This window comes from Glutamicibacter sp. PAEs-4, assembly GCF_051161755.1.
GTDB classification, from domain to species: Bacteria; Actinomycetota; Actinomycetes; order Actinomycetales; family Micrococcaceae; genus Glutamicibacter; species Glutamicibacter nicotianae.
Window position 1 is genome coordinate 851,774 of record NZ_CP195017.1, and the last position, 16,091, is coordinate 867,864.

11 protein-coding genes are annotated in these 16,091 nt (G+C 63.1%); 4 read left to right on the top strand and 7 right to left on the bottom strand.

Annotation, left to right across the window (positions count from 1 at the left end; genetic code table 11):
• Positions 1 to 86 precede the first annotated feature (86 nt).
• Positions 87 to 3,701 carry a transcription-repair coupling factor gene (mfd, locus tag ACR9WD_RS04025; protein WP_254590640.1) on the top strand — a complete coding sequence of 1,205 codons (3,615 nt, stop codon included), beginning with the start codon at positions 87 to 89 and terminating at the stop codon, positions 3,699 to 3,701.
• 321 nt (positions 3,702 to 4,022) lie between these two features.
• Here mfd and ACR9WD_RS04030 read toward each other — a convergent pair whose 3' ends face one another.
• The 7 genes from ACR9WD_RS04030 to ACR9WD_RS04060 all read right to left on the bottom strand — a co-directional run bounded on the left by ACR9WD_RS04030 (position 4,023) and on the right by ACR9WD_RS04060 (position 11,080).
• Positions 4,023 to 4,430 carry a hypothetical protein gene (locus ACR9WD_RS04030; RefSeq protein ID WP_254590639.1) on the bottom strand — a complete coding sequence of 136 codons (408 nt, stop codon included), beginning with the start codon at positions 4,428 to 4,430 and terminating at the stop codon, positions 4,023 to 4,025.
• Positions 4,431 to 4,621: 191 nt separating this feature from the next.
• Complete coding sequence (locus ACR9WD_RS04035; protein ID WP_434922780.1) at positions 4,622 to 5,116, bottom strand: tetratricopeptide repeat protein; 495 nt, start codon at positions 5,114 to 5,116, stop codon at positions 4,622 to 4,624.
• Between the two features lie 7 nt (positions 5,117 to 5,123).
• Positions 5,124 to 7,022, bottom strand: coding sequence for a heavy metal translocating P-type ATPase (locus tag ACR9WD_RS04040; protein WP_434922781.1), 1,899 nt, complete (start codon positions 7,020 to 7,022; stop codon positions 5,124 to 5,126).
• A 435-nt stretch (positions 7,023 to 7,457) separates the two neighbouring features.
• Positions 7,458 to 7,715, bottom strand: a complete 258-nt coding sequence (locus ACR9WD_RS04045) for a hypothetical protein (protein WP_190264709.1) — start codon at positions 7,713 to 7,715, stop codon at positions 7,458 to 7,460.
• A gap of 34 nt (positions 7,716 to 7,749) precedes the next feature.
• Entirely contained in the window at positions 7,750 to 8,436 is a 687-nt protein-coding gene (gene deoC, locus ACR9WD_RS04050; RefSeq protein ID WP_073706649.1) for a deoxyribose-phosphate aldolase, read from the bottom strand.
• A 59-nt stretch (positions 8,437 to 8,495) separates the two neighbouring features.
• Positions 8,496 to 10,226 carry a phospho-sugar mutase gene (locus tag ACR9WD_RS04055; RefSeq protein ID WP_434922782.1) on the bottom strand — a complete coding sequence of 577 codons (1,731 nt, stop codon included), beginning with the start codon at positions 10,224 to 10,226 and terminating at the stop codon, positions 8,496 to 8,498.
• Between the two features lie 53 nt (positions 10,227 to 10,279).
• The gene (locus ACR9WD_RS04060) at positions 10,280 to 11,080 is read right to left on the bottom strand and encodes a purine-nucleoside phosphorylase (RefSeq protein WP_038989844.1); all 801 of its coding nucleotides are present in this window, start codon (positions 11,078 to 11,080) and stop codon (positions 10,280 to 10,282) included.
• Positions 11,081 to 11,203: 123 nt separating this feature from the next.
• Here ACR9WD_RS04060 and ACR9WD_RS04065 point away from each other — a divergent pair, with 123 nt between their 5' ends.
• The 3 genes from ACR9WD_RS04065 to ACR9WD_RS04075 all read left to right on the top strand — a co-directional run bounded on the left by ACR9WD_RS04065 (position 11,204) and on the right by ACR9WD_RS04075 (position 15,921).
• Positions 11,204 to 12,616, top strand: a complete 1,413-nt coding sequence (locus ACR9WD_RS04065; RefSeq protein ID WP_073706651.1) for an NAD(P)H-quinone dehydrogenase — start codon at positions 11,204 to 11,206, stop codon at positions 12,614 to 12,616.
• A 387-nt stretch (positions 12,617 to 13,003) separates the two neighbouring features.
• A complete protein-coding gene (locus ACR9WD_RS04070; RefSeq protein WP_434922783.1) occupies positions 13,004 to 14,659 on the top strand; it encodes an ABC-F family ATP-binding cassette domain-containing protein in 1,656 nt (551 codons plus the stop codon).
• Positions 14,656 to 15,921 carry an MFS transporter gene (locus ACR9WD_RS04075; RefSeq protein ID WP_190264712.1) on the top strand — a complete coding sequence of 422 codons (1,266 nt, stop codon included), beginning with the start codon at positions 14,656 to 14,658 and terminating at the stop codon, positions 15,919 to 15,921. The genes ACR9WD_RS04070 and ACR9WD_RS04075 overlap by 4 nt, the downstream gene beginning before the upstream one ends.
• Positions 15,922 to 16,091 lie beyond the last annotated feature (170 nt).

The following is a 16,091-nucleotide window of genomic DNA, read 5'->3' on the forward strand; positions in this document are numbered from 1 at the left end:
GACGGCCGGCGCTCGTGGTGTCATATCGGCGCACCGCCGCACGAAAGCACCGAGCCAAGCGTCTGCATGAGAGGACCCGAACCCCCATGAGCCTAAGCGGACTTCATGATTTCCTGCGCGAAGAACCTTCCTTCAGGCGCATTGGGCAAAGCGCCGCTCATGACTACCATGCACGCAGCGAAGAACTGGAAATCGCCGCCCCGCAGGGCATGCGCCCCATCCTCTCGGCGCACATCAGCCAGGCACTGAGCCGCAGCGAGCATCCGGGCGTGACGCTGATCGTCACCGCGACCGGCCGCGAGGCGGAAGAGGTCTCCAGCTCCCTGGGCGCCTTCCTCCCGGCAGGGCAAATCGCCGAATTCCCTTCGTGGGAAACCCTGCCCCATGAACGCCTTTCGCCACGCAGCGATACCGTGGGCCGCCGGCTGGAAGTGCTGCGCCGGCTGCACGACCGGGACGAGAGCCTGAATATCATCATCGCGCCAATCCGTGCTGTGCTGCAGCCCTTGGTCGCAGGCCTGGGCGAACTGCGCCCGGTGGTACTGGAACTGGACGCCGAGCCGGGATTCGACAACGTCATCAAGGACCTGGCGGCCGCCGCCTACGCCCGCGTGGACATGGTGACGCACCGCGGCGAGTTCGCTGTGCGCGGTGGCATCATTGACGTTTTCCCTCCGACGCTGGACCATCCGGTACGCATCGACTTCTTCGGCGACCAGATCGACTCGATGCGCTACTTCGCCATCGCAGACCAGCGCTCCACCGATGACCCCGGGCCTACGCGGATCATCGCCACGCCCTGCCGCGAAATGCTCATCACCCCGCAGGTGATGAGCCGGGCCGCGAACCTGAAGAACCAGTTCCCGGCCGCCCAGGAAATGCTCACCAAGATTGCCGGCGGCATCGCCGTGGAAGGCATGGAATCCCTGGCTCCGCTGCTGGTGGACAAGATGGTGCCGCTGCTCTCGCTGCTGCCCGAATCCTCCATCGCGCTGGTCATGGAACCAGAGCGGGTGCGCGCCCGAGCCCAGGACCTGAATGCCACCAACGCCGAGTTCCTGGCAGCCGCGTGGGCCTCGGCCTCGGATGGGGCCAGCGCCCCGCTGGATCTGGCCACCGCCGGGTCTGAACGCAAGCTGGCCACCGGCGACTTCGCCTCGCTGGCCGAAACGGTGGAGCACGCACGCGCCGCCAAGGTCTCCTGGTGGGCGATCACCTCACTGGGCGCCGATGACGAACTGGATCTGGGTGCCGCGACCATCCGCGTGCCGGCCCGCGAACCGCACGGCTACCAAGGCGACATCGAGGCGATGATGGAATTCATTGCCGGGCGGGTCAAGGACCAATGGCGCTTTGTCGTGGCGACCGAGGGACCGGGCCCGGCTGCCCGCCTCTCCGAGCTCTTTGCCGAATTCAAGATCCCAGCGCACCGCGTGGATGACCTGTCCGCCGAGCCAACCGCCGGTCTGATCGAGATCACCCAGGCCACCGCCGGCCGAGGGTTCGTCTTCGAGGAGCTCAAGCTGGGCCTGCTCACCGAAGCAGACCTGCTGGGCCGCTCCAGCGCCTACCCTAACCGCAAGGGCCGCAAGCTCACCGTCAAGCGCAAGCGCAATGCGGTTGACCCGCTGAGCCTGGAAGCGGGGGACTTCATCGTCCACGAGCAGCACGGCATCGGCAAGTTCGTTGAGCTCATGGCCCGCAAGGTCAACGGCTCGGGCAAGGACGCCAAGCGCGAATACCTCGTGGTGGAATACGCCTCCTCCAAGCGCGGCGCGCCGGGGGACCGGCTCTTCGTCCCGATGGACCAGCTGCATATGGTCACCCGGTATGTCGGCGGCGAAGCGCCGACCCTGTCCAAGATGGGCGGCTCGGACTGGGCCAGCACCAAATCCAAGGCCCGCAAGGCGGTCAAGGAGATCGCCGGCGACCTGATCAAGTTGTACTCGGCTCGCATGGCCAGCCGCGGCCACGCTTTCGCCCAGGACACCCCGTGGCAGAACGAGCTGGAGGAAGCCTTTGCCTTCATCGAGACTCCGGATCAGCTCACCGCCATCAACGAGGTGAAGTCCGATATGGAGAAGGAAATCCCGATGGACCGGCTGATCTCCGGCGACGTGGGCTTCGGCAAAACCGAGATTGCGGTGCGCGCCGCGTTCAAGGCGGTCCAGGACTCCAAGCAGGTGGCCGTGCTGGTGCCTACCACGCTGCTGGCCTCCCAGCACTACCAGACCTTCACTGAACGCTACTCCGGGTTCCCGGTGCGCGTGAAGACGCTCTCGCGCTTCCAGACTGCCAAGGAATCCAAGGAGATCCTGGCCGGGCTGAAGGACGGCAGTGTGGATATCGTCATCGGCACCCACCGCCTGCTGAGCAAGAACGTGGAATTCAAGAATCTGGGCCTGGTGATCATCGACGAGGAACAGCGTTTCGGCGTGGAGCACAAGGAAGAGCTCAAGAAGATGCGCACGAACGTGGACGTGCTGGCGATGAGCGCCACCCCGATCCCGCGCACCCTGGAGATGTCGCTGACCGGCATCCGCGAAACCTCCACCCTGGCCACCCCGCCAGAAGAGCGGCACCCAGTGCTGACCTATGTAGGTCCGCGCAGCGACAAGCAGATTTCCGCTGCCATCAAGCGCGAGCTGATGCGCGATGGCCAGGTGTTCTTCGTGCACAACCGGGTCAGCTCCATTGAAAGGGTGGCGGCCGAACTGCGCGAACTGGCTCCTGAAGCCCGCGTGGAGGTGGCCCACGGCAAGATGAGCGAATCAAGGCTTGAACGGATCATCCAGGACTTCTGGGAAAAGAAATTCGATGTGCTGGTCTCCACCACGATCATCGAAACCGGCCTGGATATCTCCAACGCGAACACGCTGATCGTCGACCGGGCGAACAACTACGGCTTGTCCCAGCTGCACCAGCTGCGCGGGCGCGTGGGCCGCGGCCGCGAGCGCGCCTACGCCTACTTCCTATGGGATGCGGAGAAGCCGCTGGGCGAGATCGCGCTGGAGCGGCTGAAGGCCGTGGCCGCGCACAACGAGCTGGGTTCGGGCTACCAGCTGGCCATGAAGGACCTGGAACTGCGTGGAGCCGGCAACCTGCTCGGCGGCGAGCAGTCCGGGCATATCGCCGGGGTGGGCTTTGACTTGTACCTGCGCCTGGTCGGCGAGGCCGTGGCCGATTACAAGGGGGAAGGCGAGGAAGAAGCCACCGAAATGAAGATCGACCTGCCGGTCAATGCCCACCTGCCGCACGATTACGTGCCAGGCGAGCGGTTGCGCCTGGAAGCGTACCGCAACATTGCGCAGGCCGAGACCGATGAGGCGCTCGCCGAGGTCCGTGATGAGCTGGTGGACCGCTATGGCAAGCTGCCGGTTCCGGTGGAGAACCTGATGCGGGTGGCGGCCCTGCGCATCCGTGCGCGTGCCGTGGGACTGCATGATATCCAGCAGATCGGCAACCACATCAAGCTGGCCCCGGCAAAGATCGAGGACCTGCCTGCTTCGCGCCAGGTGCGCTTGGAACGCCTGTACCCGGGGGCTGCGAACAAGCCGGCGCTGAATTCGATCTTCATTCCGAAGCCGAAGACCTCGCCAATCGGCGGCAGGGATCTGGCCGACGGGGAGATCCTTGAATGGGCAGAGAAGCTGCTCTACGCGATCTTCGAACCCACCCCGGTGGCTGTGGCGAAGGGGTAGCGTACGCTCGGCGTCTTGCGTCGGCAAACGCAGGAACTAGCAGAACGAAGCATCGGGAGTTGTCCGCAGCTCCCGATGCTTCGTTGCGAAGCCAGCCGGCGGCACCGGCAGGGCTGAATTCTCCTGGAACTGGTGCCCCCTGCCATTTTTAGCGTCAGCAACCGCCATTCGCCACGGATTGATGGGTAAAAAAGACGGGCGATGAACACCATGCAATCCATCCATTTCTGGCCTCGCTGACCACAAAATGGCGTGGCATCGACCGTAGAGTTACCTGACCATCGAGGCTATGGCCGCCGTGCATGCACTGAGAACTGGCGATCACCCCCAGAGCTTGTCGCAAGCTTCCAGCACGCGACGCTTGGCGGTCCGAATACCGATGAGCGGGTATTTGGACAGGGGCTTCGAGGGGATATCGTTTCCGAGGTAGTCGATCAAAATGATCACGGCCAGTACGGGAATGGAAAACAAGCTCAGAAATGACAACAAGAGCGCGTAACCTTTTCCTGGGGCTTGACCTTGGTTTCGTTCGAACCGGATCCCTGCCGCAAGCGATCCCACACTGGTTCCCTTGACATGCGACGCGAAATTGACGATCGAAACAAGTGAATCCCAGGCGATGACCAACACCAGATCGTTGCCGGTGTCCAGGAAGAGCGCTCCCCACGCCGGTAGCCATATTAATAGCGAATCAACGAATATCGCGGCTATGGCGGATGGCCAATTCACGAAGCGTTTGCGGGGTCGACTCAGCGAATAACCATCGCATGCCTGCTCACGGCATTCGCCAGCCCAGCTAATGTGTCCATCGCGTGAGGCTGATGCACAGGCGACAGCAAAATATCCTGCCCCTTAACTGTCGATACCTTCTGTTGCCGGGCGTCGTCTGCCTGGCCGCATCTGGGGGCCGGGGCGAACCCTCAGCGGTTCTTGGGCGGCCGGCAGTCCTCTAGCTCCTGCGCGTAGCGGCGTACCGGTACTGCATATTGTTGCAGGGTCGGTGCGAGTGCCGCCAGCGCGGTTTTCAATGCCGCCGACTCTTCCCCGGCGTCGAAGAGCGCGAGGGCCAGGAACGCCTGCGCATCGGCATACAGCGGGTCATCGGGGTCGACCTCGTCGAGAGCCTTGGCTGCTAGTGCCGGTTCACCGATATTCCTCAGGCTGCTGCCGAGCTGGATACTCGCCTCGCTGCGCTTGGCCCTGCTCAACGTCCCGCTGTCCAGCGCCGTTTTGTACAGCGGTATTGCATGTACTTCCTCGCCGAGGTAGTCGTGCAGGCTGGCCAGTTCGAATGCCGCGTGCCCTGCGGGAATCGCGGGCTCCAAGAGAATACCCAGCTCCGCACGCAATGCCGCGGCGTCCTTGCCCTGGGCCGATTCCCAAAAATCATCGATCCGTTGTTGCCAAGAGTCCATGCCCATCTCAATCCCTGCTGCGCACATGCTGTGCCAAGGCGACGGTCGACTGGGTCGGCAGCGCACCGTGGAAGTCGGCGGGGCGGGGCCCGCGCAGCGTGCGCAGCGCATAGACGATGACCACCAGATCCACGACCTCCTGCAGCAGGGCTCCGGTCACCGCCGGAATCACACCGGTTGTGGCGACCAGCATGAGCCCAACGCTCAGCCCGATGCCGATCCAGATGGCGCTGTGCGCCACGCTCAGGGTGTAGCGGCTGATGGCCATCACCTGGGCCACCGGTCCGAGCGAATCACGCAGGACCACGGCGTCGGCGGCCTGCCCGGCCGCGGTGGAGCCGCGCGAGCCCATGGCCATGCCGATGTCCGCGGCGGCCAGTGCCGGGGCGTCGTTGGTGCCGTCGCCCAGCATCAGGACCGGCCGGGGCTGCATGTCCTTGAGCAGCTGGACTTTCTGCCCCGGGCGAAGCTCCGCTTCGACCTTGCCGATGCCCACCTGGGCGGCGACGCCCAGCGCTGTCTGTTCCACGTCGCCGGTGAGCATGACCTGGTTTTCCACGCCGTGGTCGCGCATCCAGCGCAGCACCGCGGAGGCTTCAGGGCGCGGTGCGTCGGCCATCAGGATCACGCCGGCGAAGCTGTTGTCCACCGCGACGTAGGCCGCGGACTGCCCCGGCTCAAGCTCGACCCGCTCCAGGGCAGGGTCCATGGCGGCGATGAACGACGGCTTGCCCACAGCTACCCGACGCCCGTCGGCCAGGACGCTGACGCCGTTGGTGGCCACTTCCTGCGCGTCTTCGGCAGGAAGCAGCGGCAGCCCCCGGTCGGCAAGCGCAGCGGTCAGGCCCGCGGCCATGACATGGGTGGAGAACTGCTCGGCGGAGGCTACCAGCTGCAGCAGTTCGTCCGGATCCAGCTGCGTCTGGATGCCGACCAGCGCGGGCCGGCCTGCGGTCAGGGTACCGGTTTTGTCGAAGGCAGCGCTGCGGACCTTGGCGAGCTGCTCGAGTACGGCCCCGCCCTTGACCACCACACCTTCCTTGGACGCGCGGGACATGCCGCCCAGGAAGGCGACCGGCACGGCAATCAGCAGGGGACAGGGGGTGGCGAGCACCAGGACCTGGGCGAAGCGCACCGGGTCTCCGGACACCGCCCAGGCGATGCCCGCAATCAGCAGGGACAGCAGGGTGAAAGGAATCGCGAACTTGTCGGCCAGCCGCACCACCGGTGCCTTAGAGTCCTGTGCCTGCCGTACCAGCGCGATGATCTGCTGGTACTGGCTGTCGCTGCTGCGTCGCAGCGCCTGCAGGTAGACGGCCTGCGATCCGTTGACCGACCCCGACATCACCTCGGACCCCCTGGCATGGATCACCGGAAGCGGTTCGCCGGTCAGCGAGGATTCATCGAAGCTTCCAGCCTCGGAACGCATCAGGCCGTCGACGGGAACCAGCTCGCCCGGACGCACCAGCAAAAGGTCGCCGACCTCCACCTGTTCCACCGGGACGTCGGCGACATCCTGACCGGACTCATCCGCGGCGAGGTGGGCCTGCAGTGGGGAGCGGTTCAGCAGCGCGGAGAGCTCGCTGGTGGCCCGGCGCTGGGCGAAGTCCTCCAGGGCTTCGCCGCCGGAAAGCATCAGCACGATGATCAGGGACGCCAGGTACTCGCCGACCAGCAGACAGGCGATAATCGCCACCAGCGCCAGGATATCCAGTCCGTAGTGGCCGCGCAGCAGGTCCTTGACCATCCCGGCGCCGATCCATAGCACGGCGCCAGCGATGGCAATCCATGCGATCCACCGGCTGGCGGCGTCCATGCCGGCCAAGGCGGCGGCTCCCGTGGCGAGCAGGGCGATGACCGCCGCGGACAACAGCGGATAGCGTCGAATCAGTTGTCCCAGTATCACGATGTCTCCCTATCGACCGGTCAGCGCCTGTGTATCGAATAGTCTCACCATAGCAATGATGGCTGGTCCGGAGCCGGGATTCGTCTGGCGGTGAAGTCCAACAGGGGAGTCGTGACGGTAACTTCAAACAGCTCTTCAGAACCGCCTAGGAGTCATGATCGGGATGCTGATCATCACTATTCCGGTTGAGTTCCGTTTCCTTCGTGGATCTCCTGATCAGCTTATAGACCACGATGGCCAGAACCACGGTGATGACCAGGGGGAGGACGTAGAAGACAACTACTTCATACGCGTTGGGTATTAATGGATTCATGCACCCCCACACTACAGGCAGGGGACGTCGGCCGTGCTGGAATCTGGTCCCAGGGCCGGGGCCGAAGGCCGGTTAAGTAACAGCGGGGAGGCCCGTAGGCCTCCCCGCTGTGATGAAGTGTTTTACTTCTGGAATTCCGATGCTGCTGCAACCAATTCCTCGGCCTTGTCGGCGCGGCCCATGAGGTGCATCGGGATGGCGAAAGCCAAGAACATCAGAGCGAAGCTGACCAGGGTCGGCCACCAGGCAACCTCAAGGGTCCAGTAGCCCAAGGTGTAAACGCCAGCCGCGAACAATACGAAGAAGATCACGAAGCTGACGATATTGCCGACAAGGCGGCCTTCACCGGAATGGGCAGTGTTCTTGCCGTTCGAGTACACTTTTTCTCCTTGGGAAACAGATGGGGGCGAATTCCTAGTAGCTGGAACCGCTTTGCTCTCCTTCTAGGATAGCAACTCCTGAGCTAGAACCTAGCCGGGTTGCGCCAGCTGCAATCATTGCCCGCGCGGTTTCAACGCTGCGCACGCCGCCCGAGGCCTTGACGCCCATCTCCGGGCCGACGGTCTTGCGCATCAGCGCCACATCTTCAACGGTTGCGCCACCGGTGGAGAAACCGGTGGATGTCTTGACGAAATCGGCGCCGGCGGCCTTGGCAGCCTCGCAGGCCAGGACCTTGGCTTCCTCGGTGAGCAGGCAGGTTTCGATGATGACCTTCAAGATGGCCCCGCCTTCATGCGCAGCCTGCGCAATGGCGAAGATCTCGTTCACCAGGGCATCGCGATCGCCACGCAGGGCGGCGGCAACGTCGATGACCATGTCGATTTCGTTGGCGCCGTCGGCAACAGCGTGCTTGGTTTCGAAGACCTTGGTGTCGGTGGCCGAAGCACCCAGCGGGAAGCCGATGACCGAGCAGGTCAGCACGTCCGAGCCTTCCAGCTCACGCGAAACGGTTGAAACCCACAAAGGGTTGACGCAAACCGACTTGAAGCCGTACTTCTTGGCCTCGTCGCAGATCTGCACCACCTGTTCGCGGGAAGCATTCTGGGCCAACAGGGTGTGGTCGATGTAGCTGGCGATCTCGCGGGCGCTTAGTTCAGTCATCATTTCCTCTAGCAATAAAGATTTCAACCATTTCAAATGAAGGTCTCGAAGGGGTAAGCCTAGTTGGCATTCAGGAAAGCTGCCAATTCTTCCTTGATGGCCAGGACCTTCGCAGTGGCGCGCTGGCGGGCCTCGTGGACCTCGGCCGGATCATCGACCGGTTCAATGGTTTCCAAGTAGCACTTGAGTTTCGGCTCCGTTCCCGAGGGGCGGACGATCACGCGGGAACCGCAGAACGTATGCAGAACCATGGCATTAGTCGCAGGCAGCTTCTCGGTGCCCTGGGACAGGTCGGTGACCTCGGAAACCTCGGAGCCGCCCAGCGTTGCCGGAGCGTCATTGCGGATCTTGTCCATGAGCGCGGGGATCTGCGCCAGGTCGGTGAAGCGCAGGGAGAGCTGGTCGGTGACGTGCACGCCGTGCTTGGCCGCCAGCTCATCGAGGCGGCCGGCAATGGTGCTTCCGGCTGCCTTCAATTGCGCTGCGAGATCAGCCAGGACGATGCCAGCTGAGATTCCGTCCTTGTCGCGCACCAGATCCGGGGCCACGCAGTAGCCAAGGGCTTCTTCGTAGCCGTAGCCGAGGTCCTCAACGCGGGAAATCCACTTGAAACCGGTCAAGGTTTCCTCGTGCTCGCGTCCGGCATCCTTGGCAATGGCTGCCAGCATGCGCGAGGACACGATGGAATTGGCCAGTTTCTTGCCCTCAGGCAAGGTCTTGGAAACCTGGTCTCCGAGCAACCAGCCGACCTCGTCGCCGCGCAGCATCCGCCAGCTGCCGTTATCTTGGATCGCCGCCGCGCAGCGGTCGGCATCCGGGTCATTGGCAATCACCAGATCTGCGCCCACCGTGCGGGCCAGCTCGAGCGACAGGTCGATGGCCCCGGGTTCTTCGGGGTTGGGGAACTTCACGGTAGGGAAGAGCGGATCCGGGTGCTCCTGCTCGGCAACCATGTGAACGTCGGTGAATCCGGCGTTCAGCAGGGCTTGGCGCATGGTGTGGCCGCCCACGCCATGCATGGCCGAAACCACGATCCGCAGGTTCTTGCGTACCGAGTCCTGCGGCTGGCCAGCGTCGATAATCGGGCGGATGGAAGCCAGGTAGGCTGCTTCGATGTCGCCTTCTGCGCCGGCTGCGGGGAGCACTTTCCAGCCGTTTTCGGCGCGCGGGATCTGCGCCACCGGCTGGCCGTGGTCGATCAGCGAAGCGATCTGCGCATCGATCGGGGAGACGATTTGGGCTCCGCGACCCGACTCATCGGTGATCTTCCCGCCGACGTAGACCTTGTAGCCGTTGTCCCGCGGAGGGTTGTGGCTGGCCGTCACCATGATGCCGGCTTCGGCACTGAATTCGCGCACGGCCCAAGCCAGCACCGGGGTGGGCAGTGCCGAAGGCATCAGCAGCACCTCGAACCCGGCCGCGGCGAAGACGCCGGCCGAATCCTTGGCGAAGACATCCGAGTTGAACCGGGCATCGAATCCGATAACCACCTTGGGCGTGTACTGGCCATTGGCCTTCTCGGCCAGGAAGCGGGCGATGCCCGCCGCGGTGCGCATGACCACCACGCGGTTCATGCGCATCGGGCCGGCGCCCAATTCGGCGCGCAGTCCGGCTGTGCCGAATTCCAGCACGCCGCTGAAGCGGTCGGCAATGTCCTCGAAGGCCAGCGCGTCGCCGTCATTGACGCGCTGGATCAGCAGTTGCAGTTCTTCCTGCGTTTGCGGATCGGGATCCTGGGCCGCCCATTGGCCCGCCGCGTCAAGCAACTGGATTTTCTGCGTGTGGTTCACTGATTTCCCTTCAAAGGACACTGACTGCTTGCTGCGCGCTAAGTACGCGAGGCCTAGAGCTTCGCGATGATCTGCGCCAGCAACTTGGAGATGCGCGGACCGGCTGCCTGGCCGGCTTCGATGACTTCCTCGTGGCTCAGCGGAACCGGGCTGATGCCGGCGGCCAGGTTGGTCACCAGCGACATGCCGAAGATCTCCATGCCTGCGTGGCGGGCCGCGATGGCTTCCAACGCGGTGGACATGCCGACCAGATCCGCGCCGATGGTCTTGGCATACTGCACTTCGGCCGGGGTTTCGTAGTGCGGGCCGGTGAACTGCGCGTACACGCCCTGATCCAGTGTCGGATCAACGGAGAGCGCAATCTCGCGCAGGCGCGAGGAGTACAAGTCGGTCAGGTCGACGAAGGTCGCGCCCTCGAGTGGGGAGGTGGCCGTCAGGTTGATGTGATCCGAGATCATTACCGGGGTGCCCGGATTCCAGTCTGGATTCAGGCCGCCGCAGCCGTTGGTGAGCACCAGCTGCTCGCAGCCGGCAGCCGCCGCGGTGCGGATCGGGTGGACTACCGCGCGGACGCCGCGTCCCTCGTAGTAGTGGGTGCGGGCACCCAGGACCAGTACCCGTTTGCCGGTGGAGGTCAGGATCGAGGAGATGCTGCCCTTGTGGCCGGGTACGGCCGGGGCATGGAAGCCTGGAATTTCGGTGGCATCCAGGGTGTGGGTGGTTTCGCCGATGAGTTCGGCGGCCTGGCCCCAACCGGAGCCCAGGACCAGCGCGATGTCGTGTTTTGCGACGCCGGTCTGTTCGGCGATTGCCTGGGCAGCCTGCGCTGCCAGGACCTGTGGGTCATTTTGCATATCAGTCACGGGAAATACGCTACCGCTAGCGGGGCGCTTTGTCAGGTGAAACTAGTGCTTCAGAATCAAAATCACGTTCCGGGATTGTGCTTCGATGTGCGCAATTACCCGGCATGGTGAACAATGGTGATTGTGAGCGCAGATCGTAGGAATGAAGCAACCCGTTTAGTTATTCTCGGCGGAGGACCAGGCGGCTACGAAGCCGCCATGGGCGCAGCCCAGTTGGGTGCCAATGTCACCGTCGTGGAACGTGCAGGCATGGGCGGTTCGGCGGTGCTGACCGACGTCGTGCCTTCCAAGACCCTGATTGCCACGGCGGATGCGGTGCGCCGCGTGAAGCACGCGGAAACCTTTGGAGTTCACGTTGACGGACTCGACTCGGCCGTCACCGACTTCTCGGTGGTGAACCACCGACTGCTGGACCTTGCCAAGGAGCAGTCCTCGGATATCCGCACCACCCTTGAACGCGCCGGCGTGCGCATCGTGATCGGCGAAGGCCGCCTGCTCGACGACCACACGGTTGCGGTATCGCACCCAGATGGTTCCGAGCAGGAAATCGAAGCAGACGCCATGCTGATTGCCGTGGGTGCCCACCCGCGCGAACTGCCTACCGCCAAGCCCGATGGCGAGCGGATCTTCAACTGGACCCAGATCTACAACATGAACGAGGTGCCTGAGCACCTGATCGTTGTCGGTTCTGGCGTGACCGGTGCCGAGTTCGCTTCGGCCTACAACTTGCTCGGGGCCAAGGTCACGCTGGTTTCCTCGCGCGACCGCGTGCTGCCCGGCGAGGATGCGGACGCAGCGGGCGTGCTGGAAGACGCCTTCAAGGAAAACGGCGTCAATGTTGTTTCCCAGGCCCGCGCCGAAGGCGTGGAGCGCCAGGGCGACAAGGTACTGGTTACCTTGGCTGACGGACGCGTGCTCGAAGGCAGCCACTGCCTGGTTGCCGTGGGCGGCATCCCTAATACCGCCAACCTGGGTCTGGAAGAAGCCGGCGTGCAGCTGACCGACTCGGGTCACATCAAGGTGGATGGCGTTTCGCGCACCACCGCAACCAACATCTACGCAACCGGCGACTGCACTGGCGTATTCGCCTTGGCTTCGGTGGCAGCCATGCAGGGCCGCATTGCCGTGGCGCACCTGCTTGGCGACTCGGTCAAGCCGTTGAATCTGGATCTCGTGGCGTCCAACGTCTTCACCTCCCCGGAAATCGCTACCGTGGGTGTTACCCAGCGTGCGGTGGCTGAGGGCAAGTACCAGGCCAACATCATCAAGGTTGACCTGAACACCAACGCCCGCGCCAAGATGATGAACGTGGACCAGGGCTTCGTGAAAATCGTTTCCCGCAAGGGCTCGGGCACCGTCATCGGCGGTGTCGTGGTTGCACCGCGCGCGAGCGAGCTGATCTACTCACTGGCACTGGCAGTCCAGAACAGCCTGCACGTTGACGACGTGGCTGAAACTTTCACCGTGTACCCGTCGCTGTCGGGTTCGCTGGCTGAAGCGGCTCGCCGCCTTCACCGCCATCGGTAGGTCCTGACGAACCTTTCCAGGCGGCATCCGTCCTCATATTGGGGCGGATGCCGCCTGAGCTTTTTAACGCTTCTGCGATTGAAGCAATTGGCTCCCTCGCCTCCTGACCGCAGTGCCCCTCAGTGCATGGGTATTGCCCAAGCCGACAGGGCGGCGCTGCCACCAGTCAACAAGTGCGTCAGGGCACTTTCGCTTGCACCCCGATTCAGCCTTATCGTAGGGTTGAAGCATGCATTTGCTATTCCTCTGACAGTTGATCATTCGCCCCGTCCTCGTTGATTATTCCGAGCTAACGGCGGCCGCTCATTTTCGACTCCGAAGAGTCGCTGTCATTCGCGCGCCCACCCGGCCTTTTCGTGCTTTTGCGCGCCATTTTGAAGGAATAGAATGCCTACCCTTACCAAGCGCCTGCCCGCGCGCCATCGCGCCCAATTGGCAGTTTCAAACGTCACGGTCATGCGCGGAGCAGTACTCGTGCTCAACCACCTCGACCTGACCATCACCCCCGCATCTCGAGTAGCAATTGTCGGCGAGAACGGCCGCGGTAAATCCACGCTGCTCAACGTGCTCGCCGGCCGGCTGTTGCCGGATGACGGCACCGTCAAGCTCGTGGGAACGATTGGCGTAGCCGACCAGGAAATGCCTGCAGGCGACGAACGCACCGTAGGCCAAGCCATCACCGAGTCCATTGCTGAACCGCTGTCGGTGCTTCGCGAGCTCGCGCAAGCCGCAGAAGACATGGCCTTGGGCGCCAGCGGTGCCGCAGACCGATACGCCCACGCGCTGGAAGCCGCGGATCAGCTGGATGCGTGGGACGCCGAACGCCGGGTGCAGATGGCACTCGAAGCCCTCGACGCCGAAACGAATCAGGAGCGCCTGCTGCGGGACCTGTCAGTAGGGCAGCGTTACCGCGTGCGCCTAGCGTGCCTGCTCGGTTCGAATGACGATTTCCTGCTGCTTGACGAGCCCACCAACCATCTCGACAGATCCGGCCTGGACTTCCTGAGCACCCAACTGAAAGCCCGTGCAGGCGGTGTCGTGGTCGTGACCCACGACCGGGCACTGCTCGCCGATGTTGCAGAAACAATTGTCGATCTGGACCCAACGCATGACGAACGCATCAGGATCTATGGAAACGGATACTCCGGGTACCGCGAAGGCCGAGTTGCTGAACGTGAACGCTGGGAGCAGGAATATGCCCGCCAGCAAGCTGAACTTGCGCGTTTGCAGGACAGCCTTTCCGCTGCCCAGGACCGGCTCGTTTCCGGATGGCGTCCGGAGAAAGGCACCAACAAGCACGGCCGTGCCACCCGTGCCGGCGGACTGGTTCAAAGCGTCCATCGCCGGCAGGAAATGCTTGAAGAGCATGCGGTAACCATTCCCGAACCACCCTTGCAGTTCCACTGTCCTCAGCTTCCGGGCAAGGGTGGACCAGCTCTGCTCGCCGTAGTGAATCTCAGTTCGAAGGATCGCCTGGCCCAACCCTTGTCGTTCACGCTGGCCCAGGGGGGACGGCTTTCGGTGACGGGGCCGAATGGTTCCGGGAAATCGACGCTGCTGGGCATGATCGCCGGATCGCTGGTGCCAGATGCCGGTTCGGTTCGGGTGCAGCACGGGGCACGAATGGGGTTCCTGAGGCAGGAGAGCGAGCTGGATCTCACGCACAGGGCCAGTGACATCTACGCGCAGCACGTAGGAAAGCTGGTTGCCGGCGGGGTTCTGGCAGACTCGGAAACCATTGACCTGGCGCAGCTGGGCCTGCTGCGCAAAAGCGAAACGGCCAAGCGCGTCGGTGAACTGTCCATGGGGCAGCAGCGGCGGCTTGACCTTGCATTGGTGCTGGCAAGCAAGCCGCATCTGCTGTTGCTGGACGAGCCGACGAATCACCTTTCCATTGCACTGGTTGATGAACTCACCGAAGCATTGGGCAGCACCCGCGCTGCCGTTATTCTCTCGACGCATGACCGGCAGCTTTTGCGTGATGTGGAGGACTGGACAACGCTTCGTCTGGATGCGATGACTGGAGAGGAGGTGCAGTCATGAGCAACAAGGAAACTGGCACCCTGCGGACCTTCCGTCCGCTGCTCACCCGAGACTATCGGCTGCTCTTTGCCGCCGTGGCTCTTGAAGTCTTCGGCACAGGCTTATGGACCATCGTGATGGTTTTCCAGGTCATCGAGTTCAACGAAAGTCCTTTGGCTCTATCTGCGGTGGCGACCGGACTGAGCCTCGGGCTGTTCACCTGTTCGGTCCTAGGCGGGATCATTGCCGACCGCTTCTCGAAACGGAAAATCCTGGTCATCGTGCAGGGAGCCACCGCACTGGTGATGGCAGCTACGGCAGCATTGTCGATGACCGGGATGATCGAGTTGTGGCATATCTGGCTGACCTCCTTCTTCATGGGAGCAGGCAGCGCGTTCTTCTATCCTGCGTACAGCGCCTATCTGCCCCAGGTGCTTCCGCCAGAACAGCTGCTGGCAGCCAACGGGCTCGAAGGTGCGGTCCGCCCGTCCATGGGCCAGGGCTTGGGCCCAGCGGTGGGAGGACTCGTTGTTGGCGCATTTTTCCCTGCCATCGGCGCGGCCCTCGTCGCAGTGTTATATCTGCTGGCCTTTGCCATACTGCTTTTCCTCCGGCGGCAAGAGGAGCCCAACGCCAAGGCAGGCTCGACAGAGAAGAGCAGCCTGTTCGATGATCTGCGTTCGGGCGTCAAGTACGTTGCGGGGACCCGATGGTTGCTCTGGACGCTCATCTTCGGTTCCGCTCTTGCACTGATTGTCCAGGGTCCTATTGAGGTGCTCTTGCCGTTCCTTGCTCGAGACCGGTTCGACGATGCAGAAGCAACCTTCGGTTTTCTCCTCGCTGCCTATGGCATCGGCGGGGCGGTAGGTTCGCTCGTGGTTTCGTCGATGAAGCTGCCACGGCGCTATCTGACCTTCATGCTGCTGTGCTGGGGCGGCGGAACCCTGCCGCTTGCAGTGCTCGGACTGGCTTCCCAATTCTGGGTGATGCTCGGGGCATTGTTCTTTGTCGGTGCAGCGACCGGGGCTGGAGTAGTCATTTGGGGTACCTTGCTCCAACGGCTGGTGCCTCTCGAAATGCTTGGACGCGTCGCGAGCCTTGATTTCTTCGTTTCCATAGCGTTCATGCCTGTTTCCATCGCAGTTGCCGGTCCGCTGTCCCTGGTTATGCCCGTGGAAACGATATTCATTCTCGCGGGGGTCGTTCCAGCGCTCATCGCAGTCCTCGCCATCGCGGCGGGAAAGATGCGCGCCACCGAAGAGCAGCACCGGCTAGAGGCTTGACCCGGTCCATGGTGAATCGGACTAACGACAGCTGAATCGATCCACCGGCATCGCTTCGATCTGAACCACAACTACGTGGGGCAACGCCAGCCCGCCAGCATGACTTTTACGAGTCAGCTGGCGGGCTGCCGTTGCGGATATCAAAAAGGAAATCGATCCAAACTACTCGT

Bases quoted from the DNA above. Each gene is read 5' to 3' on its own strand.
- ACR9WD_RS04065 (WP_073706651.1), top strand. From the start codon at position 11,204: ATGGTGATTGTGAGCGCAGATCGTAGGAATGAAGCAACCCGTTTAGTT.
- deoC (WP_073706649.1), bottom strand. From the start codon at position 8,436: ATGACTGAACTAAGCGCCCGCGAGATCGCCAGCTACATCGACCACACC.
- mfd (WP_254590640.1), top strand. From the start codon at position 87: ATGAGCCTAAGCGGACTTCATGATTTCCTGCGCGAAGAACCTTCCTTC.
- ACR9WD_RS04070 (WP_434922783.1), top strand. From the start codon at position 13,004: ATGCCTACCCTTACCAAGCGCCTGCCCGCGCGCCATCGCGCCCAATTG.
- ACR9WD_RS04060 (WP_038989844.1), bottom strand. From the start codon at position 11,080: ATGCAAAATGACCCACAGGTCCTGGCAGCGCAGGCTGCCCAGGCAATC.
- ACR9WD_RS04035 (WP_434922780.1), bottom strand. From the start codon at position 5,116: ATGGACTCTTGGCAACAACGGATCGATGATTTTTGGGAATCGGCCCAG.
- ACR9WD_RS04075 (WP_190264712.1), top strand. From the start codon at position 14,656: ATGAGCAACAAGGAAACTGGCACCCTGCGGACCTTCCGTCCGCTGCTC.